This is a genomic window from Janthinobacterium sp. 344 (genome assembly GCF_900112025.1).
Taxonomy (GTDB): domain Bacteria; phylum Pseudomonadota; class Gammaproteobacteria; order Burkholderiales; family Burkholderiaceae_D; genus Janthinobacterium.
The window spans coordinates 1-19834 of record NZ_FOKL01000013.1 but is presented as its reverse complement, the minus strand read 5'-3'; the positions used below and the strand labels follow the sequence as shown (position 1 = coordinate 19834).

At 64.2% G+C, this 19834-nt stretch carries 16 protein-coding genes and 1 riboswitch; of the genes, 12 read left to right on the top strand and 4 right to left on the bottom strand.

What is annotated here, in order from left to right:
- Nucleotide 1: 1 nt before the first annotated feature.
- The 3 genes from BM193_RS25595 to BM193_RS25585 form a co-directional block, all read right to left on the bottom strand.
- Nucleotides 2-2314: an Ig-like domain-containing protein gene (locus BM193_RS25595; protein ID WP_175533425.1), complete on the bottom strand. Its 2313-nt coding sequence runs from the start codon at nt 2312-2314 to the stop codon at nt 2-4.
- Between the two features lie 284 nt (nt 2315-2598).
- Nucleotides 2599-3066 (bottom strand): DUF2147 domain-containing protein, encoded by a 468-nt coding sequence (locus BM193_RS25590; protein ID WP_092803824.1) that lies wholly within the window; start codon nt 3064-3066, stop codon nt 2599-2601.
- A gap of 112 nt (nt 3067-3178) precedes the next feature.
- Complete coding sequence (locus BM193_RS25585) at nt 3179-5986, bottom strand: valine--tRNA ligase (RefSeq protein WP_092803827.1); 2808 nt, start codon at nt 5984-5986, stop codon at nt 3179-3181.
- A gap of 505 nt (nt 5987-6491) precedes the next feature.
- On the opposite strand from BM193_RS25585, the gene BM193_RS25580 reads away from it, so the two are divergent.
- Nucleotides 6492-7532: a porin gene (locus BM193_RS25580; RefSeq protein ID WP_092803830.1), complete on the top strand. Its 1041-nt coding sequence runs from the start codon at nt 6492-6494 to the stop codon at nt 7530-7532.
- 7 nt (nt 7533-7539) lie between these two features.
- Here the strand turns inward: BM193_RS25580 and BM193_RS25575 are convergent, their stop codons facing one another.
- Complete coding sequence (locus BM193_RS25575) at nt 7540-9636, bottom strand: putative bifunctional diguanylate cyclase/phosphodiesterase (RefSeq protein ID WP_092803833.1); 2097 nt, start codon at nt 9634-9636, stop codon at nt 7540-7542.
- 236 nt (nt 9637-9872) lie between these two features.
- On the opposite strand from BM193_RS25575, the gene BM193_RS25570 reads away from it, so the two are divergent.
- The 11 genes from BM193_RS25570 to BM193_RS25520 form a co-directional block, all read left to right on the top strand.
- Nucleotides 9873-10613 (top strand): Crp/Fnr family transcriptional regulator, encoded by a 741-nt coding sequence (locus BM193_RS25570; protein ID WP_092803836.1) that lies wholly within the window; start codon nt 9873-9875, stop codon nt 10611-10613.
- Between the two features lie 44 nt (nt 10614-10657).
- Nucleotides 10658-12562 (top strand): hybrid sensor histidine kinase/response regulator, encoded by a 1905-nt coding sequence (locus BM193_RS25565; protein WP_254786421.1) that lies wholly within the window; start codon nt 10658-10660, stop codon nt 12560-12562.
- Nucleotides 12563-12590: 28 nt separating this feature from the next.
- Entirely contained in the window at nt 12591-13397 is an 807-nt protein-coding gene (locus BM193_RS25560) for a response regulator (protein ID WP_092803842.1), read from the top strand.
- Nucleotides 13398-13436: 39 nt separating this feature from the next.
- Nucleotides 13437-13691, top strand: a complete 255-nt coding sequence (locus tag BM193_RS25555) for a hypothetical protein (protein ID WP_092803845.1) — start codon at nt 13437-13439, stop codon at nt 13689-13691.
- An 84-nt stretch (nt 13692-13775) separates the two neighbouring features.
- Nucleotides 13776-13891, top strand: a riboswitch (TPP riboswitch).
- A gap of 77 nt (nt 13892-13968) precedes the next feature.
- Nucleotides 13969-15882 (top strand): phosphomethylpyrimidine synthase ThiC, encoded by a 1914-nt coding sequence (thiC, locus tag BM193_RS25550; RefSeq protein ID WP_092803848.1) that lies wholly within the window; start codon nt 13969-13971, stop codon nt 15880-15882.
- Between the two features lie 11 nt (nt 15883-15893).
- Complete coding sequence (thiS, locus tag BM193_RS25545; RefSeq protein WP_175533424.1) at nt 15894-16106, top strand: sulfur carrier protein ThiS; 213 nt, start codon at nt 15894-15896, stop codon at nt 16104-16106.
- Nucleotides 16107-16131: 25 nt separating this feature from the next.
- Nucleotides 16132-16926 carry a thiazole synthase gene (locus BM193_RS25540; RefSeq protein WP_092803851.1) on the top strand — a complete coding sequence of 265 codons (795 nt, stop codon included), beginning with the start codon at nt 16132-16134 and terminating at the stop codon, nt 16924-16926.
- A complete protein-coding gene (locus BM193_RS25535; protein ID WP_254786420.1) occupies nt 16923-17690 on the top strand; it encodes a hydroxymethylpyrimidine/phosphomethylpyrimidine kinase in 768 nt (255 codons plus the stop codon). Before BM193_RS25540 ends, BM193_RS25535 begins: the two co-directional genes overlap by 4 nt.
- A gap of 10 nt (nt 17691-17700) precedes the next feature.
- Nucleotides 17701-18336, top strand: a complete 636-nt coding sequence (gene thiE, locus BM193_RS25530; RefSeq protein ID WP_092803854.1) for a thiamine phosphate synthase — start codon at nt 17701-17703, stop codon at nt 18334-18336.
- 67 nt (nt 18337-18403) lie between these two features.
- Nucleotides 18404-19039 (top strand): ANTAR domain-containing response regulator, encoded by a 636-nt coding sequence (locus BM193_RS25525; RefSeq protein ID WP_092803856.1) that lies wholly within the window; start codon nt 18404-18406, stop codon nt 19037-19039.
- A 202-nt stretch (nt 19040-19241) separates the two neighbouring features.
- The coding region (locus BM193_RS25520; protein WP_175533423.1) for an alcohol dehydrogenase catalytic domain-containing protein at nt 19242-19834 on the top strand (593 nt) is incomplete at its 3' end.

Here is a 19834-nt window from a genome sequence, read left to right as displayed (position 1 = left end):
TTTATTTGGTGATCTGGTTGTTGCGCAGGGTCACGGCGGCAGCCGTCAGCACGCGGCCATTGAGCAGGGTCGTGTTGTCGCCCACCGTGATGGCGGCCGATTCGCCGAGGATGTTGCCCTTGAAGACGCTGTTCGCGGCCAGGGTGGTCGGGCCGACAGGCAGCCAGGTGACGTTGTCGGCGGTGGCGCCGTTGTTCAGGGCAACCACCGAGTTGACCGTCGAGTTCAGGGTCAGCGCCGTGCGGAAGATATACACGCCGGGACCGTTCAGGGTCAGGGTGCCCGTGATGCTGATCGTGCCGGCGTAGCAATACACGCCGGGGCCGAAGGTCAGGCCGCCCAGATCGATGCCGCCGGCAAAGGTGACGTCGCAGATGCGGCTGTTGCCGTCCGTGATTGCCGCTTGCAGGTCCGTCATGGCGCCGGCCAGGATGGCGCCCGACTTGTAGTTGTTGAAGCCGGCCGCCTGGGTCGGATCGACGGTTTGCGATGGCGAACCGACGTCGCCCGTGATCAAGGTGGTGCCGCCCGAGTTGTTGGTGATCGAGGTGCCGGCCAGTACGCCGAACGATGCCGCGCGGCCCAGGTTGATCGGGTTGATGACGGGCGGGATGGCCACTGCCGTGACGGTCAGCAGCGCGCTGCCCGACTGGCCGCCGGATGTGGCGGTGATCGTGCTGGTACCGGCGGTCAGGCCGGTGGCGATGCCCGTGTTCAGCACCGTGGCGCTGGCGATGGTGCCCGAAGTCCAAGTGGCGCTGTTGGTGATGATGGCGTTCGAGTTATCGGAATAGGTAGCGGTGGCAACGAATTGCTGGACGCCGCCGACAGCGATGCTGGCCGTGGCTGGCGTGACGGCGATGCTGACCAGGGTAGCGGCAGGCACGGTCACGGTGGTGCTGGCGTTCTTGCCGTTGAAGCTGGCAGTCATCACGCTGGTGCCGGCGCTGACACCGGTGACCAGGCCGCCGCTGGCGACGCTGGCCGAGGCGGGCGTGGCGGAAACAAAGGCGCTGCCGGCCGTGACGTCGACGGTGCTGCTGTCCGAGTAGGTGGCAATGACGGCCAGCTGGCGCGTTGCGGCGATCAGCACGGTCGGATTTTGCGGCGTGACGGCGATCGACACGAGGACCACGGGTGGCGGCACGACCACGGCGGTGACGGTCAGGATGGCGTTGCCCGACAGGCTGCCGGAGGTGGCGGTGATGGTGGCGGCGCCGGCGGTGATGCCCGTCGCGATGCCCGTGTTCAGTACGGTAGCCGTGGCAGGCGCCGCGGTGGTCCACAGGGCGCTGGCCGTGATGTTGGCGGTCGAGTTATCCGAATAGGTCGCGGTGGCGATGAATTGCTGCGCGGCGCCGACGGTGATGCTGGCCGTGGCTGGCGTGACGGCGATGCTTGTCATGGTGGCGGCTGGCACGGTGACGGTGGTGTTGGCCGTCTTGTCGCCGAAGCTGGCAGTCATGACGCTGCTGCCAACGGCGACGCCCGTGACCAGGCCGTTGGCGCCGACCTTGGCCGACGCCGCATTGGCGGCGCTGTAGCTGCTGCTGGCGCTGACGTCAGGCGTGGTGCCGTCCGAGTAGGTGGCGATGACGGTCAGCTGGCGCGTCGCGGCGATCAGCACGGTCGGGTTTTGCGGCGTGACGGCGATCGACAGCAGCACGGCTGGCGTGACGGTCAGCACGGTGCTGGCGGTCAGGGTGCCCGTGGTGGCGGTGATCTGCGTGGTGCCGGCAACCTTGCCCAGCGCCAGTCCACCGGCGGTGATGCTTGCCGTGGCCGGGGTCGCCGCGGCAAACGTCGACACGGCAGTGACATCGCGCGTGGAGTTGTCGCTGAAACTGCCCGTTACGGCAAATTGCTGCGTGCCGCCAATGGCGACGGAGGGCGTCAGTGGCGTGATGGCGATGGCTGTCAGGGTGGCCGGCGAGACGGTCAGTTGCGCCGTGGCGCTCTTGCCGCCGAAGGTGGCGCTGATGCTGCTGCCGCCGGCGGTCACGCCGGCGGCGACACCGCTGCTGGCATTGACGGTGGCGGCGGCCGGCGTGGCCGAAGCCCAGGCGGCCTTGGCGCTGACGTCTTGCGACGAGCCGTCGCTATACGTGGCGATGGCCGTGAATTGCTGGCCCGCGCCGATGGCGACCGTGGCCGTGGCTGGCGTGACCGCCAGGCTGGACAGGGTGGCGCCCGGCAAGCCGAGGATGGGCTCGCGGCCCTGGTCGCCTCCGCCGCCGCAACCGGCCAGGGCGGCCATGGCCAGCAAACCTGCCGAGACGAGCAGCGGGTTCAAGTATCGCTTGAAGAGATTCATATATTTCCTTTGTGCATGGCAATCATTGCCGGGCATCCGCAGATGAGGTCATCCGGCAGAGCCATGCCGCCCGTCGCTACAGGGCGATGGCGTCACAGACCTGCACTATTTCATTTAGGAAATTACACGTATGTTCGGTGGCGCGCATAGGTTCTTGATTTTTGGAAATATTTTCAAACAGGCCTAGTTCGGCCCGCAATACAACACTGCGCACCACTGCGGCGCTGGCGCCAGACGTAAAAAAGCCGGCGCGGGGCCGGCTTCGATATTGCTGTGTGGAATGATTATTCTTCGCGCACCCACGTCTGCGAGCGGCCGAACATCGGCACGCCGACATAGCCGCGCACTTGCAGCTTGGTGCCGCCTTCCTGCAGTTCTGCCTTGCTCTTGTAGACCTTGCCGCTGGCCGGGTCCGTGATTTCGCCACCCGTCCATTCCTTGCCGTCATATTTCAGGCCCGTCAGGATGACCAGGCCGACGATGGGCTGGTCCTTGTTGGCGCCCGTGCACTTGTCGCACTTGGGATTCTGATCTTCAGTCGGGCCACGGAACAGTTTTTCGATCTTGCCTTGCAAGACGCCATTGTTTTCCGTGATGACAACGAGGGACTTCGGCTTGCCGCTGGCATCGTCGATGGTTTTCCACGTGCCCACGGGGGTGTAGTTGCCGTCGCGCGCGGTGGCGCTGCCGGCGATGGCCAGGGCGGCCACCAGTACGCTTGCTTGAACGCTTGCTTTTAGAAATGTACGCATCGCTAGTCTCCTGTGGTTTTTTTGATCTGTCACGAACAGTATATATACCAAGGCAAGAGCAGCAGTGCTGCGCGGCGTCACGGGGACGCCGCGCCATTCTTCCAGCCTTGCCTTATGCGCTAGCTAGTTTAGCAAACTGTTCGCGCAGTTTTTCAATTGTCGCCGAAAAACTGAGCAAGCGCTCGTTTTCTTGCGCAACAATGGCGGCCGGGGCGCGCGCGACAAAACTTTCATTGCCCAACTTGCTGTTGACCTTGGCAATTTCCGCTTCGATACGGGCGATTTCCTTGCCCAGGCGCTCGCGTTCGGCAGCCACGTCGATTTCCACTTTCAGCATCAGCTTGGTGGTGCCGACGATGGCGACGGCCGCTGGCGAGTCCGGCAGCGCATCGACGATCTGCACTTCGGCCAGCTTGCCCAGCGACTGGATGTACGGCGCGTACGAGGTCAGCGCTTCTTTCTCGCTGGCATTGCCCGCTTCGACGATCAGCGGCACGCGCACGGAAGGAGAAATCTGCATTTCGCCGCGCAGGTTGCGCGTCGCGTCCGTCAAGGCTTTCAGCTGCTGCATCCACGCTTCGGCGCTTTCATCGATCTTGTCGGTGTTGGCGATCGGATACGGCTGCATCATGATCGAATCACCTTCCGCCTTGAGCGTCTTGCCGGCCAAAGGCGCCACCGTCTGCCACAGGGCTTCCGTGACGAACGGAATGATCGGATGGGCCAGGCGCAGCACCACTTCCAGCACGCGCAGCAGGGTGTGGCGGGTGGCGCGCTGCTGGCCTTCCGTGCCTTGCTGCACTTGCACCTTGGCCACTTCCAGGTACCAGTCGCAATACTCGTCCCAGACGAATTTGTAGATCGATGCGGCGATATTGTCGAAACGGAAGTCCTCGAAGCCCTTGGCCACGTCCAGTTCCGCTTTTTGCAGCAAGGAAATGATCCACTTGTCGGCCTGCGACAGGTCGGCGTCGTTCGCCGTGCAATCCTTGCCTTCCGTATTCATCATGACGAAACGCGTGGCGTTCCACATCTTGTTGCAGAAGTTGCGGTAGCCTTCGCAGCGGCCCAGGTCGAAGTTGATGTTGCGGCCCAGGGACGCATAGCTGGCCATGGTGAAGCGCACGGCATCCGTGCCGTAGGCGGAAATGCCTTCTGGGAATTCCTTGCGCGTCGCCTTGGTGATCTTTTCCGCGTCGCGCGGGTTCATCAGGCCCGTGGTGCGCTTGACGATCAAGCCTTCCAGGTCGATGCCGTCGATCAGGTCGATCGGGTCCAAGGTGTTGCCCTTCGACTTGGACATCTTCTGCCCCGTCGAATCGCGCACCAGGCCGTGCACGTAGACGGTTTCAAACGGCACCTTGCCCGTGAAGTGCGCCGTCATCATGACCATGCGCGCGACCCAGAAGAAGATGATGTCGAAACCCGTCACCAGCACGGACGAGGGCAGGAAAGCCTTCATGTCCGGGGTGTCTTCCGGCCAGCCCATGGTCGAGAACGGCACCAGGGCGGACGAGAACCACGTGTCGAGCACGTCGTCGTCGCGCTTCAAGGGGCCCGTGCTGCCGGCGGCCTGCGCCTTGGCGATGGCTTCCGCTTCCGTCTTGGCAACGAAGATATTGCCCGCGTCGTCGTACCATGCGGGGATTTGATGGCCCCACCACAGCTGGCGCGAGATGCACCAGTCCTGGATGTTGTTGAGCCACTGGTTGTAGGTGGTGCTCCAGTTTTCCGGCACGAACTTGATTTCGCCATTGGCGACCTTGTCCAGCGCCGTCTCGGCGATCGACTTGCCCGGGAAGAAAGTGCCTTCCGGGGCCGGCTTGCTCATGGCGACGAACCACTGGTCCGTCAGCATCGGCTCGATGACGACGCCCGTGCGGTCGCCGCGCGGCACCATCAATTTATGCGGCTTGACTTGCTCCAGCAAGCCTTGCGCGTCGAGGTCGGCGACGATCTGCTTGCGCGCGGCGAAGCGGTCCATGCCGCGATAGGCGGCCGGCGCGTCGTCCGTGATTTTCGCGTCCAGGGTCAGGATGACGATCTGCGCCAGTTTGTGGCGCTGGCCCACGGCATAATCGTTCATGTCGTGCGCGGGGGTAATCTTGACGCAGCCCGTGCCGAATTCCTTGTCGACGTACTCGTCGGCGATGATGGGGATTTCGCGGTCCGTCAGCGGCAGTTTGAGCATCTTGCCCACCAGCGCCGTGTAGCGCTCGTCCGTCGGATCGACGGCCACGGCCACGTCGCCCAGCATGGTTTCCGGACGGGTGGTGGCCACCGTCAGGAAGCCGCTGCCGTCGGCCAGCGGGTATTTGATGTACCACATGGAGCCGTCTTCTTCCTCGGACACCACTTCCAGGTCCGAGACAGCCGTGCCCAGCACGGGGTCCCAGTTGACGAGGCGCTTGCCGCGGTAGATCAGGCCTTGCTCGAACAGGCGCACGAAGACGTCGGTGACGACTTTCGAGCGCGGTTCATCCATCGTGAAGTATTCGCGCTGCCAGTCGGCCGAGGCGCCCAGGCGGCGCATCTGGCCGGTGATGATGGAGCCGGATTTTTCTTTCCATTCCCACACTTTTTCCACGAATTTCTCGCGGCCCAAGTCATGGCGCGAAATCTTTTGCGCGTCCAGCTGGCGCTGCACGACGATTTGCGTGGCGATGCCCGCGTGGTCGGTGCCGGGAATCCAGGCCGTGTTGTGGCCCAGCATGCGGTGGTAGCGGGTCAGGCCATCCATGATGGTCTGGTTGAACGCATGGCCCATGTGCAGGGTGCCGGTGACGTTCGGCGGCGGCAACTGGATGCTGAAGGAAGGTTTTCCCGCATCGAGGGTGGCGGTAAAGTAACCGCGCTGTTCCCACTCGGTGCGCCAGAATTGTTCAATGTCGGCGGGCTCGAAAGACTTGGCTAATTCCATGATTTGGCGTGTGATTGGCAAAAGGAACCATTATAGATGACGCGGCCTCGCCTGCAGCGTGGCCGGCCGCCTTTTTCAGTGTTTTGGCGGCTTTGCGGACCATGGCCGGGCAACGGAACGGGGCTAAAACAGCTGACGATGTTATAATGCCGGCCTCGGCGCCTCCTGCCTCAACGTTGCGGACGGCGCCAGCGGACGCGGTTGTACCAGGCTGCATGCCCAGCTCTCGTCCGCGCCACCAGGCCAGCGCATCAACGATGCCGGCCAATTCAGTGCGTCCCCTGCGGGCCGGGCGCCTGAGCCACGCGCACCGCCAGCGGTGCACCATTCACGGCGGACCACCGCGCGCCATCGTTCATCGGCCGCGCCGCCACAGCTTAGCCAGGAATGTTGTTATCTGGCCAGTCGTCTTTCGATACGGCACTGATCCACGGCGCGCCTTGCCCGCCTGCGGCTGTGCCATGGCCGCACGCTTTCCCGGTTTTGCCTGCATAAGGAAACCACCATGAAAAAGATCTGTCTCGTACTCGCCACGTTCAGCACCATCGGCGCCTTGCCCGCCGTCCACGCCCAGTCGTCCGTCGATCTCTATGGTTTGATGGATGCGGGCCTGGTGCAGGAGCGCGGCATCAGCAAGCTCACGAGTGGCGTCTCGGCCGGTTCGCGCCTCGGTTTCCGGGGCACGGAAGCGCTGGGTGACGGCTGGCAAGCCGTGTTCACCCTGGAAGCGGGCCTGCTCAGCGACACGGGCCGTTCGGACCAGGCGGGGCAATTGTTCGGCCGCCAGGCCTTCGTCGGCATCAACAGCCCGCTGGGCATGCTGACCGTGGGCCGCCAGTACAACCTGCAAAGCCAGGCGCTCACCGACGTGGCCGACCCGTTCGAGGGCGGCATGGCCGGCGCCTCGACCAACCTGGCCGGCTATTCGGCCACGCGCATCGACAACACCGTGCGCTACACCTCGCCGGAATGGCGCGGCGTCACGGGCACGGTGATGTACGGCGTGGGCGAACACACGGGGATCGCCGCCGACCAGCGCTCGCTGGGCCTGGCCCTGGGCTATGTCAACGGTCCCCTGACCCTGCGCCTGGCGCGCCAGAGCCGCGGCGGCGATGTCGGCAAGGCCGACGTCAACAACACCATTTTGGCGGGCAACTACAACTTTGGCGTGGCCACGGCGTTTGCCGGCTATGGCCGCAACACGGGCGACGGCAGTTCGATGTTCTTTGCGGAAAATCCGTACGGCGCGGCGCAGGCGCCGGCCCAGTCCACGGACAGCCGCGACGCCATCGTCGGCGTCTCCGTGCCGCTGGGCGCGACGACCCTGCTGGCCTCGTTCATCCACAAGGATGACCGCGATGCGGCCAACCGCGACGCGCAGCAGCTGGCCATCGGCGCCACGTATGCCTTGTCGAAGCGCAGCAAGGTGTATGTGGCTTACGCGCACATCCGCAACCGCAACGACGCCGCCTACATGGTCGGCAACGCGACCGAAGTGGGCAGCGGCGACCGCGCCTTCAACATCGGCTTGCGCCACGCGTTTTAACGTCTTGTCACACTGTCGCCAGGGCTGGCAGCATGCTGCCCTGGCGCAAGAGTTGTTCAAAAGCGGGCGCGGCCAGCGGGCGGCTGAACAGATAGCCCTGCATCTGGTCGCAGCCGTGCTGGCGCAAAAACGCCAGCTGCTGCGCCGTTTCCACGCCTTCGGCGATGACTTTCAGGCGCAGGCTGTGCGCCAGGGCGATGATGGCTTGCACGATGGCCGCGTCGTCGGCGCTGTATAAGATGTCGCTGACGAAGGATTTGTCGATCTTCAGCACGTCGATGGGGAAGTGGCGCAAATGCGCCAGGCTGGAATAGCCGGTGCCGAAGTCGTCGATCGACAATTGCAGCCCCAGCGCCTTGAGCTTGCCCATGGTGGCGATCGCCTGATCCACATCCTGCATCATCATGCTTTCCGTCAGCTCCAGCTCGAGGAAGCGCGGCTCCAGGCCCGTCACGGCCAATATTTCCCGCACCGACTGCAGCAGGCCGCCTTGCCGGAATTGCCGCGCAGATAAATTGACGGCCAGGCGCAAGCCGCCCAGTCCTGCCCGCTGCCACGCTTTTGCCTGTGCGCAGGCCGTTTGCAGCGCCCAGGCGCCGATCGGCACGATCAAGCCCATTTCCTCGGCCAGGTGGATGAAGTCGCCCGGCGCGATGGCGCCCAGGGTGGGATGCTGCCAGCGCAGCAGCGCTTCCATGCCGACCACCGTGCCGCTGTCGAGTTCGACCTGCGGCTGGTACACGAGGTGGAACTGGCCCCGTTCGAGCGCATGGCGCAACTCGCTTTCCAGGCTCAGCCGCGCCAGCATGCTGGCATTCATGGCCGGCGCGTAGCTTTGCCAATGGTTGCGACCCTGCTCCTTGGCCCGGTACATGGCGATGTCGGCATGCTTGATCAGGGTTTCCGCGCTGTCGCCATCGTCGGGATAGGCGGCCACGCCCATGCTGCACGTGAGAAAGAACTCATGGCCGCCCACTTGCAGCGGCTGGGCCACGGCGTCCAGCACGCGCTGCAGGATCACCTGGCCCGGGTCGCTGTTGGCATGTTGCGGCAGCAGCAGCACGAATTCGTCGCCGCCCAGGCGCGCCACCGTGTCGACTTCGCGCGTGGCCGCGCGCAGGCGGTCGGCGATCAGTTTCAGCAGGGTATCGCCCGCGTCGTGGCCCAGGGTGTCGTTGACGAACTTGAAACGGTCGAGGTCGATGAAGACCACCCACAGGGGCAGGGTGCTGCGGCGCGCCACGGCCATCGCCTGCTCCAGCCGTTCGCGCAGCAATAAACGGTTGGCCAGGCCCGTCAGGATATCGTGGCGCGACTGGAATTCCAGTTCCTGCTCGAAGCGCATGACGGTGCTGATGTCGTATTGCGCCACCACGAAGTGGCTGACGGGGCCATCGCCATCGTCGCGCACGGGCGCGACGAACAGTTCGCTCCAGTAGGTGCTGCCATCCTTGCGGAAATTGCGCACGATGGCCTTGCCTTCGCGCTGTTCCTGCAAGGCATCGATGATGGCATGCATGTCCTGGCGCGCGTGTTCCGGCCCCTGCAAGTCCGCCAGGCGCTGCCCGATGACCTCGCTGGCCGCGTAGCCCGTGATGCGCTCGAAGGCGGGATTGACGTATTCGATCAGGTAGCCGGGCGCGTCGGCGCTGCACAGGATGATGGCGTTGGACGACACCTCGATGATGCGTTCGCGCAAGCGCAGCGACTTTTCATTGCGCATGCGCGCGGCGATGTCCTCGGACAGGCGCAGGTTGGCAAACTGCAGGGCCGCCGTGCGTTCGCCCGTGATGCGGGCAATCACGCTGTTGCGCGACACCAGCTGGTACACATACGCCGTGGCCAGCAGGCTCGACAGCATTCCGCCCAGCAGCACGTACAGCGAGCCGCGGCGGTTCGCATCGAGGGTCAGCCCGTGCGCGGGCAGCATGGCGGCGCTCAGCGAGTGGCCGCTGGCATGGTGCTGCCACAGCAGCCGGGCGCTTTCCGCTTCGATCTGGCGCGCCGAGACATAGCACAAGGCGGTCAGGCACAGGCCGACCGCCAGGGTCAGCAGGGCGGAAGTGGAGACGGATATGGAAATGCGCTTGAAGAATGATTGCATGATGGCGTCCGGTGGAGGCGCCGGGCCGGCCCATGTTCAGGCAGCCCTGGCAGTGACTGACTGTAGGGCGCGGGGCCGGTCAGCGTCCGTACGCTGGCGAACAGACCATCATGCCCATAAGAAATATAGTCGCGTCATTGTGCAGACACTGTGTTACGCTGTACAACATGGCGACCCTCGTTCGGACGTCTTTCATCTATCCCCTAGCTGACGACTGGAAACCAGGAAACCTGCCCATGTCGAGTCCGCATGCCCAGCTGCACAACCCGAATCAAAACCATTTGCTCGCCGCCATGCTCGACGCCGATTTCGCGCGCCTGGCCCCCCATCTGGAGCAAGTCTCCATGCTGTTGGGCGATGTGATCTATGACTCGGGCGACAAGCTGCAGCATGTGTATTTCCCCACCACCGCCATCGTATCCATCCACTATCTGCTGGAGAATGGCGGCTCGTCCGAGATCGCCGGCGTCGGCAACGAGGGCATGGTGGGCGTGTCGCTGTTCATGGGCGGCAACTCCACGCCCAGCCGCGCCGTGGTGCAGACGGGCGGCATCGGCTTCCGCCTGAAGGCGCACCTGCTGATGGAAGAATTCGACCGCGCCGGCCCCGTCATGCGCTTGCTGCTGCGCTACACGCAGGCGCTGATCACGCAAATGTCGCAGACGGCCGTCTGCAACCGCCACCATACGGTGGAACAGCAGCTGAGCCGCTGGCTGCTGCTGACCATGGACCGCTTGCCGAACCGCGAGCTGACCATGACGCAGGAACTGATCGCCAACATGCTGGGCGTGCGCCGCGAAGGCGTGACGGAAGCGGCCGGGCGCTTGCAGGCGCGCGGCCTGATCAGTTACCGCCGCGGCCATATCACGGTGCAGGACCGCGCCGGCCTCGAAGACAATGTGTGCGAATGCTATGGCGTCGTGAAGAAGGAATTCGCGCGCCTGCTGTCGGACGTGCGCCAGCGCCAGGGCAAGTGAACGCCCCTTCCGTTCTTTTATCGTCGTTCCAGCCGGACCATTGCATGCATACAGTTGATAACTTTCCTCCCCGCGCGCCGTCGCGCTGGCCCATGGCGCTGGCGTTTTCGTTCAGCGCCGCCGTGCTGCTGGCCGTTGGCATCCTGGCCTGGCAAGGCCCCGTCGAGACGGCTTACCTGATCGATGCGCTGGTGTTCCTGCTGCTGTTGCTGCTGGTGGCGCTGTACCGGCGCACCCTGGCGGCCAGCCTGCCGCGCCAGGTGCTCAAGGCGGGCGCCTTGCAGGATGCGATTTTCAACAGCGCCAATTTCTCGTGCATCGCCACGGATGCGCAGGGCGTGATCCAGATTTTCAACGTCGGCGCCGAGCGCATCCTGGGCTACGAGGCGAGCGAGGTGGTCGACAAGCTGACGCCGGCTGGCATTTCCGACGCGCAAGAAATCATCGCCCGCGCCGCCGCCCTGAGCGCCGAACTCGATACGCCCATCACGCCGGGCGTGGAAGCGCTGGTCTTCAAGGCCAAGCGCGGCATCGAAGACATTTATGAGCTGACGTATATCCGCAAGGATGGCAGCCGCTTTCCCGCCATCGTCTCCGTGACGGCCCTGCGCGACGCGCAGAACAAGGTCATCGGCTACCTGCTGATCGGCACCGACAACACGGCGCGCAAGCAGGTCGAGGCGGAACAGGCGCTGCTGGACCAGCGCCTGCGCGAGCAGCAGGAATACACGCGCTCGCTGGTGGAAAGCAATAACGCCGAGCTGAAGAAAGCGCGCCAGGTGGCGGAAAAGGCCAACCGCGCCAAGTCCGAATTCCTGTCGAGCATGAGTCACGAATTGCGCACGCCATTGAATGCCGTGCTGGGCTTTGCCCAGCTGATGGCTTCCGACGTACCGCCGCCGAGCCCGCCCCAGCAGCGCTCGATCGAGCAGATACTCAAGGGCGGCTGGTACCTGTTGCGTCTGATTAACGAGATCCTCGACCTGGCCATGATCGAATCGGGCAAGGTCACGCTGTCGCAAGAGGCGATGTCGCTGCTCGATGTGCTGCAGGATTGCCAGGCGATGATCGCGCCGCAGGCGGAAAAACGCGGCATCCGCATGCATTTCCCCCGTTGCGGCCAGGCCTTCTACGTGCATGCGGACCGCACGCGCGTCAAGCAGGTGATGATCAACCTGCTGTCGAACGCCATCAAGTACAACCAGGGCGGCGGTTCCGTCACCGTCGACTGCGGCCTGCATGGCGAGCGCGTGCGGGTCAGCGTGCGCGACAGCGGCGCCGGCCTCGATGCGCACCAGCTCAAGCATCTGTTCCAGCCCTTCAACCGCCTGGGACAGGAAAACAGCACGGAAGAAGGCACGGGCATCGGCCTGGTCGTCACCAAGCAGCTGGTCGAACTGATGGGCGGCACCATCGGCGTCGACAGCACGGTGGGCGTGGGCACCACGTTCTGGTTCGAGCTGGCCGCCAGCAGCGCGCCGGAACTGGTGCTGGGCCATGGCGACGCGCTGCCGCAGATGCAGGAACCGCAGGAAAGCCTGCGCACCTTGCTGTACGTGGAAGACAATCCCGCCAACCTGGCGCTGGTGGAGCAGTTGATCGCCCGCCGCAGCGACCTGAAGCTGCTGACGGCCATCGATGCGCACCTGGGCATCGACCTGGCGCGCACCTATCAGCCCGATGTCATCTTGATGGATATTAACTTGCCCGGCATCAGTGGCTTTGGCGCCCTGCATATCCTGCACGGCGATCCCCTGACCAGCCATATTCCCGTCATGGCCCTGTCGGCCAACGCCGTGCCGCGCGACGTGGAAAAAGGCTTGCAGGCGGGATTCTTCCGCTACCTGACCAAGCCGATCAAGGTCGTCGAATTCATGGACGCGCTCGACGTGGCCCTGCACCATGCGGCCGCGCATGGCCTGGCCGACGACACTCACGCAATACGCTGATTCAGCATTCATTTTTAGGAATACCGCCATGCTTCACGCCACCGAGATCCTGAACGCCAGCATCCTCATCGTCGATGACCAGGAAACCAATGTCCTGCTGCTCGAGCAGGTGCTGCGCAGCGCCGGCTATACGCGCATCACCTCCACCATGGACCCGCGAGCCGTGCGCGCCCTGCACCAGCAGCACCGCTACGACCTGATCCTGCTCGACTTGCAGATGCCGGAAATGGATGGCTTCGAAGTCATGGAAGGCTTGCGCGACATCGAGGCGGGCAGCTACCTGCCCGTGCTGGTGATCACGGCCCAGCCCGGCCACAAGCTGCGCGCGCTGCAGGCGGGCGCGAAGGATTTCGTCAGCAAGCCCTTCGACCTGGTGGAAGTCAAGACGCGCATCCACAACATGCTGGAAGTGCGCCTGCTGTACCAGAAGCTGGGCCAGTACAGCAAGTCGCTGGAACAGATGGTGGAAGAGCGCACGGCGGAATTGCGCGAAAGCGAAGCACGCTTCCAGCGCTTCACGGAACTGTCGTCCGACTGGTACTGGGAACAGGATGCGCACGGCAACCTGACGCGCTTCTCCGGCCCCGTGGCCGAGATGCTGGGCATCGGCAGCGAGGAAGAGCCGCAGCGCTGGAACGCCAGCGAGCGCGCGCTGCTCGACGCGAAAATTGCCGCGCGCGAACCGTTCCTCGACTTCATCTACAGCCGCACGAACGCGGACGGCAGCATGCAATACCTGCAGGTCAGCGGCGAGCCGATGTTCGACAATGGCAGCCGCTTCATCGGCTACCGGGGCATCGGCCTCGATGTCAGCGAACGGCTGCGGCGCGGCTGATTTATACTTGCCGGTATCGATATCGACAAGGAAAGCATCATGGCTGACAAGACGCCGCAATACTGGTTCCCCGCCAAGACCTATGGCTGGGGCTGGGGCATGCCCATCACCTGGCAGGGCTGGCTGGTCTTCCTGGCCGCGCTGGGGCTGTTCGCCTGCGGCGCCTTCCTGTTTCCGCCGCAGGACTCGCTGGCGCTGTACATCGTCTACGAAGCCGTGATCGCCGGCGCGCTCGTCGGCGTATGCTGGCTGAAGGGCGAGCCGACGCGCTGGCGCTGGGGCAAGAAAAAATAAGACAGAGACACAAAGACGACACCGGCACGAAATTATCTGGCCACGCTGCGTGAAACACGTATAATTGGCTCGCTGCCGCAAGGCGGCAAACGCTAGGGGTCCTGCCTTTCGCTGTGGAAACACGGTGCAAGCGCGGGTGAGAAATACCCTCCGAACCTGATCTGGATAATGCCAGCGAAGGGAAGCTTTAGGATGACCGCACCTGCAGTTCCGCGTGCGCGCATCCGAACCTCCTTAGCTGGCTCCAGGCTTAAAAAAGTCTAGCCAAGGAGCCAAAATGAACGCCAATCCGAAATTTCTTTCCGCCACCGCCACGGTCGACGAAGCCGCCATCGCGCCGCTGCCCAATTCGCGCAAGATCTACGTGCAAGGCAGCCGCCCCGACATCCGCGTGCCCATGCGCGAAATCAGCCAGTCCGACACGGAAGCGTCGTTCGGCGGCGAAAAGAACCCGCCCATCTACGTGTACGATACCTCCGGCCCCTACACGGACCCGGATGTGCAGATCGACATCCGCTCGGGCCTCGATACGCCGCGCCTGCCATGGATCATGGAGCGGGCCGATACGGAAGAATTGCCGGGCCCGACGTCCGACTATGGCATCGCGCGCCTGGCCGATCCGAAGCTGGCCGAGCTGCGTTTCAACCTGCACCGCAAGCCGCGCCGCGCCATCGCCGGCAAGAACGTGACGCAGATGCATTACGCCCGGCAAGGCATCATCACGCCGGAAATGGAATTCGTCGCCATCCGCGAAAACATGCGCCGGCAGGAGTATTTGCGCGAACTCAAGGCGTCCGGCCCCATGGGCGAGCGCCTGGCCGAGCTGATGGGCCGCCAGCACCCGGGCCAGGCTTACGGCGCCAGCATTCCCGCCGAGATCACGGCCGAATTCGTGCGCGAGGAAATCGCCCGCGGCCGCGCCATCATCCCCACCAACATCAACCACCCGGAAGTCGAGCCGATGATCATCGGCCGCAATTTCCTGGTGAAAATCAATGCGAATATCGGCAACTCGGCCGTCACCTCGTCGATCGGCGAGGAAGTGGAAAAGATGACCTGGGCCATCCGCTGGGGCGGCGACAACGTCATGGATCTGTCCACGGGTAAACACATCCACGAGACGCGCGAATGGATCATCCGCAACAGCCCCGTGCCCATCGGTACCGTGCCGATTTACCAGGCGCTGGAAAAGGTCAACGGCAAGGCCGAGGATCTCACTTGGGAAATCTTCCGCGACACCCTGATCGAGCAGGCCGAGCAGGGCGTCGACTACTTCACCATCCACGCCGGCGTGCTGCTGCGCTATGTGCCGATGACGGCCAAGCGATTGACGGGCATCGTTTCGCGCGGCGGCTCTATCATGGCGAAATGGTGTCTGGCGCACCACCAGGAATCGTTCCTGTACACGCATTTCGAAGAGATTTGCGAGATCATGAAGGCGTATGACGTGTCGTTCTCGCTGGGCGACGGCTTGCGCCCCGGCTCCATCTACGACGCCAATGACGAGGCACAGCTGGGCGAACTGAAAACCCTGGGCGAGCTGACGCAGATCGCCTGGAAGCACGATGTGCAGGTGATGATCGAGGGCCCGGGCCACGTGCCGATGCAGCTGATCAAGGAAAACATGGACTTGCAGCTGGAGCAGTGCGGCGAAGCGCCGTTCTACACCCTGGGGCCGCTGACCACCGATATCGCGCCCGGCTACGACCACATCACGTCGGGCATCGGCGCGGCCTTGATCGGCTGGTACGGCACGGCCATGCTGTGTTACGTGACGCCGAAGGAGCACCTGGGGCTGCCCAACAAGAATGACGTCAAGGATGGCATCATCACCTACAAGATCGCGGCGCATGCGGCCGACCTGGCGAAAGGCCATCCGGGCGCGCAGATCCGCGACAATGCCCTGTCGAAGGCGCGCTTTGAATTCCGCTGGGACGACCAGTTCAATATCGGCCTGGATCCGGACAAGGCGCGCGAATTCCACGATGAAACCTTGCCCAAGGATTCGGCCAAGGTGGCGCATTTCTGCTCCATGTGCGGCCCGCATTTCTGTTCGATGAAGATCACGCAGGAAGTGCGCGAATACGCGGCCGGCATGGGCATCGCCGAGGACAAGGCGCTCAAGCAGGGCATGGAAATCAAGGCCATCGAGTTCATCAAGAACGGCGCCGAGCTGTACCGCAAGGTCTGAAGGAGAGCGTGATGCCTGCATTGATATCCATCACGCTCAACGGCGCGCCGCACCAAGTGCCGCCCGGGCAAACCCTGGACCAATTGATCGCCGCCCTGTCGCTGGAAAACCAGGCGCTGGCGCTGGCCGTCAACCGCACTGTGGTGCCGCGCAAGGCGTGGCCGCAGCGGGTACTGGAAACCCGCGACCAGGTGGAGATCGTCCGCGCCATCGGCGGCGGTTAAGTTGAGAAAAGACAAGGAACAGAACATGCATACCGCAACAAACAACGACCTGCTGACCATCGCAGGCAAGCAATACCAATCGCGCTTGCTGGTGGGCAGCGGCAAGTACAAGGACTTGCCGCAGACGCGCGAAGCGACCGATGCGGCCGAGGCGCAGATCATCACGGTGGCCATCCGCAGGGTCAACATCGGGCAAGACCCGAATGCGCCCAGCCTGCTCGATTTCGTGCCGCCCGACCAGTACACGATTCTCCCGAACACGGCCGGCTGCTACAACGCCAAGGACGCCGTCTACACCCTGCAGCTGGCGCGCGAGCTGCTGGGCGGGCGCAACCTGGTGAAGCTGGAAGTGCTGGGCGACGAGAAGACCCTGTTCCCGCACATGCCGGAAACGCTGATCGCGGCCGAGGCGCTGGTCAAGGATGGCTTTGATGTGATGGTCTATTGCAGCGACGACCCCATCCAGGCGAAGATTCTGGAAGATATCGGCTGCGTGGCCGTCATGCCGCTGGCGTCATTGATCGGCTCGGGGATGGGCATCTTGAATCCGTGGAATTTGTCGCTGATCATCGACCAGGCGAAAGTGCCCGTGCTGGTCGATGCGGGCGTGGGCACGGCGTCGGACGCGGCCATCGCCATGGAACTTGGTTGCGATGGCGTGCTGATGAATACGGCGATTGCCGGCGCGCGCGATCCCGTGCGCATGGCGCGCGCCATGAAGCTGGCCGTGCGGGCCGGGCGCGAAGCGTTTCTGGCCGGGCGTATGCCCCGTAAATTCGCCGCCTCGCCGTCGTCGCCGATGGCGGGCCGCCTGGCGTGACGGCGGGGCGCGTGCCGGCGGTGCTGGTGTTTGCCGGCGTCGACCCGTCGGGCGGCGCCGGCATCGCCGCCGATATCCTGGCCATTGCGGCCCAGGGCGCGCATGCCTTGCCCGTGATCACGGCGCTGACGGTGCAGGACAATGACCGCGTGTTTGGCGTGGAGGCGGTGGCGCCCGAGTGGCTGCGCCGCCAGGCGCAGGCGCTGATCGACAAGATCGCCATCGATGCCGTGAAGATCGGCATCCCCGGCAGCGCCGCGAATGCGGCCGTCATCGCGGACGTGATTGCGCGGTTGCGCCAGGCCCGGCCGAACCTGCCCGTGGTGCTCGATCCCGTGCTGGCCAGCGGCCATGGCGACGTGCTCAGCCGGGACGATGCCGTGCTGGCGCTGGCGCCCTTGCTGCCACTGACTACCGTGATCGTACCGAACGGACCGGAAGCGCTGGCGCTGGGCGGCGCGGAAAACATGCTTGCGCAAGGCTGTCAGAACGTGCTGGTGACGGGCGGCCATGGCGAGGGCGAGACGATCATCAACCGCTGGTTCGATCGCGCCGGCGGCGCGCGCGCATGGCGCTGGCAGCGCCTGCCCGGCGAGTTCCACGGCAGCGGCTGCACCCTGGCCTCCGCCATCGCGGCGCGCCTGGCGCTGGGACAGGCCTTGCCTGAAGCGCTTGATCTGGGGCAAAGCTATTGCCATGCGGCCCTGGCCGGCGCGTATGCGATTGCGCCAGGTCAACTCATGCCGCAACGATTCATTCAATAAGGAAAACATCATGCGTGGACTGTATCTCGTCACCCCGAATTGGGACGACACCGACCGCCTGCTCGACGTGAGCGAGCAAGCCTTGCAGGCAGGCGTGGCCTTGCTGCAATACCGCCACAAGAGCGCCGACGCGGAACAACGGCGCGAGCAGGCGGGCGCCTTGCTGACCCTGGCGCGCAAGTATGGCGTGCCGTTCATCATCAACGACTTTGTCGCGCTGTGCGAAGAACTGGACGCGGACGGCGTGCACGTGGGCGGCACGGACGCGTCCGTGGCGCAGGTGCGCGCGCGCCTCGGCGCCGGCAAGATCATCGGTGCCTCGTGCTATGGCGACCTGGCGCTGGCGCATGCGGCGCAGGCGGGCGGGGCCAGCTACGTGGCCTTTGGCGGTTTCTATCCCTCGCTGGTGAAAAAGTATCCGGTCACGACCCCCCTCGATATCGTGCTGCAAGCCAAGCGCGACATCGCCTTGCCGTGCGTGGTGATCGGCGGCATGACGCCGGAGAACGCGGCGCCGCTGGTGGCGCGCGGCGCCGACATGGTGGCGGCGATCAGCAGCGTCTTTGGCCGCGGAGACCCGGCGGACGATGTGGATATTGCGGTGCAGCAATTCAATCTGCTGTTTGCGCGCGCAGGCGAGGCGTGAGCGGGCGGATTTCGCGGATAATCGGCATATAATAAGAACATCATTCATTACCGAGGTCCCTTTACCCATGAGTCAGCCAGCCGCCGCGAAACGCCTTATCCTGATCGTTGACGATGACCAGCTCCTGTTGGAATTTCTCGGCGAAGTCCTGCGCCATGCCGGCTACGAGACGGCCCTGGCCCATTCGGCCGAAGTGGCGCTGCAGCTGATCGCCCAGCGCGAGCCGGACCTGGCCTTGCTCGATATCCACATGCCGGGCATGTCCGGCCTGGAACTGGCCAAGCGCCTGCATGGCGAAACGGCCGTGCCGTTCATGTTCCTGTCCGGCAGCGGCGACAGCGAGTCGGGCAAGCAGGCGGCCGCCTACGGCGCCGTCGGCTATGTCGTGAAACCTGTCGACGAAGGCCGTTTGATGCCCGCGTTCGAAGCGGGCCTGGCGCGCGCCGATGAAATCCGCCAGCTGCGGCGCACGGAATTGAACCTGAACGCGGCCCTGGCCGCCGGCCGCGAGACGAGCCTGGCCGTGGGTCTCCTGATGGGCAAGTTCCAGACGGACCGCAACACGGCCTTTGAAGTGCTGCGCGACCATGCCCGTTCCAGCCGCCGCAAGATCAATGAAATCGCCAGCCAGCTGCTGCTGGCCGAGGAAACCCTGAACGGCTTGCACGGCGCCTTCTTGAACCGGGCCAAGAAGAACGTCTGAGAAACGCTGCTGCGCGGTGCGCTTTGCGGCCGGCGATGTGCGCACAGCTGCGCTTCTCGGCCACAACGCACAGCCGCGCGCTACAATTTTGGCTGAGGTCGTGGCGTTCCGAACGCGCGTGCGCTCGTCATCGGCGATTTGTCTTGCTATCATGGTCAATGATGGCGCTCTGTAGCGCACCTTATATTTTGACAGGACACACATGAAAACCAAAGCCGCGATTGCCTGGAAGGCGGGCGCCCCGCTGACCATCGAAGAAGTCGACCTGGCCGGCCCGCGCGCCGGCGAAGTGCTGGTCGAGCTGAAAGCCACGGGCATCTGCCACACGGATTACTACACGCTCTCCGGCGCCGATCCGGAGGGTATCTTCCCCGCCATCCTCGGCCATGAAGGCGCCGGCGTCGTCGTCGACGTGGGCCCGGGCGTGACGACCCTGAAAAAGGATGACCACGTCATCCCCCTGTACACGCCGGAATGCCGCCAATGCAAATTCTGCCTGTCGCAAAAGACGAACCTGTGCCAGGCCATCCGCTCCACCCAGGGGCGCGGCCTGATGCCGGACGCCACCAGCCGTTTTTCGCTGAACGGCCAGCCGCTGTTCCACTACATGGGCACGTCCACCTTTTCCAATTACATCGTCGTGCCGGAAATCGCGCTCGCCAAGATCCGTGAAGACGCGCCGTTCGACAAGGTCTGCTACATCGGCTGCGGCGTGACGACGGGCGTGGGCGCCGTCTTGTTCTCGGCCAAGGTCGAGGCGGGCGCCAACGTGGCCGTGTTCGGCCTGGGCGGCAT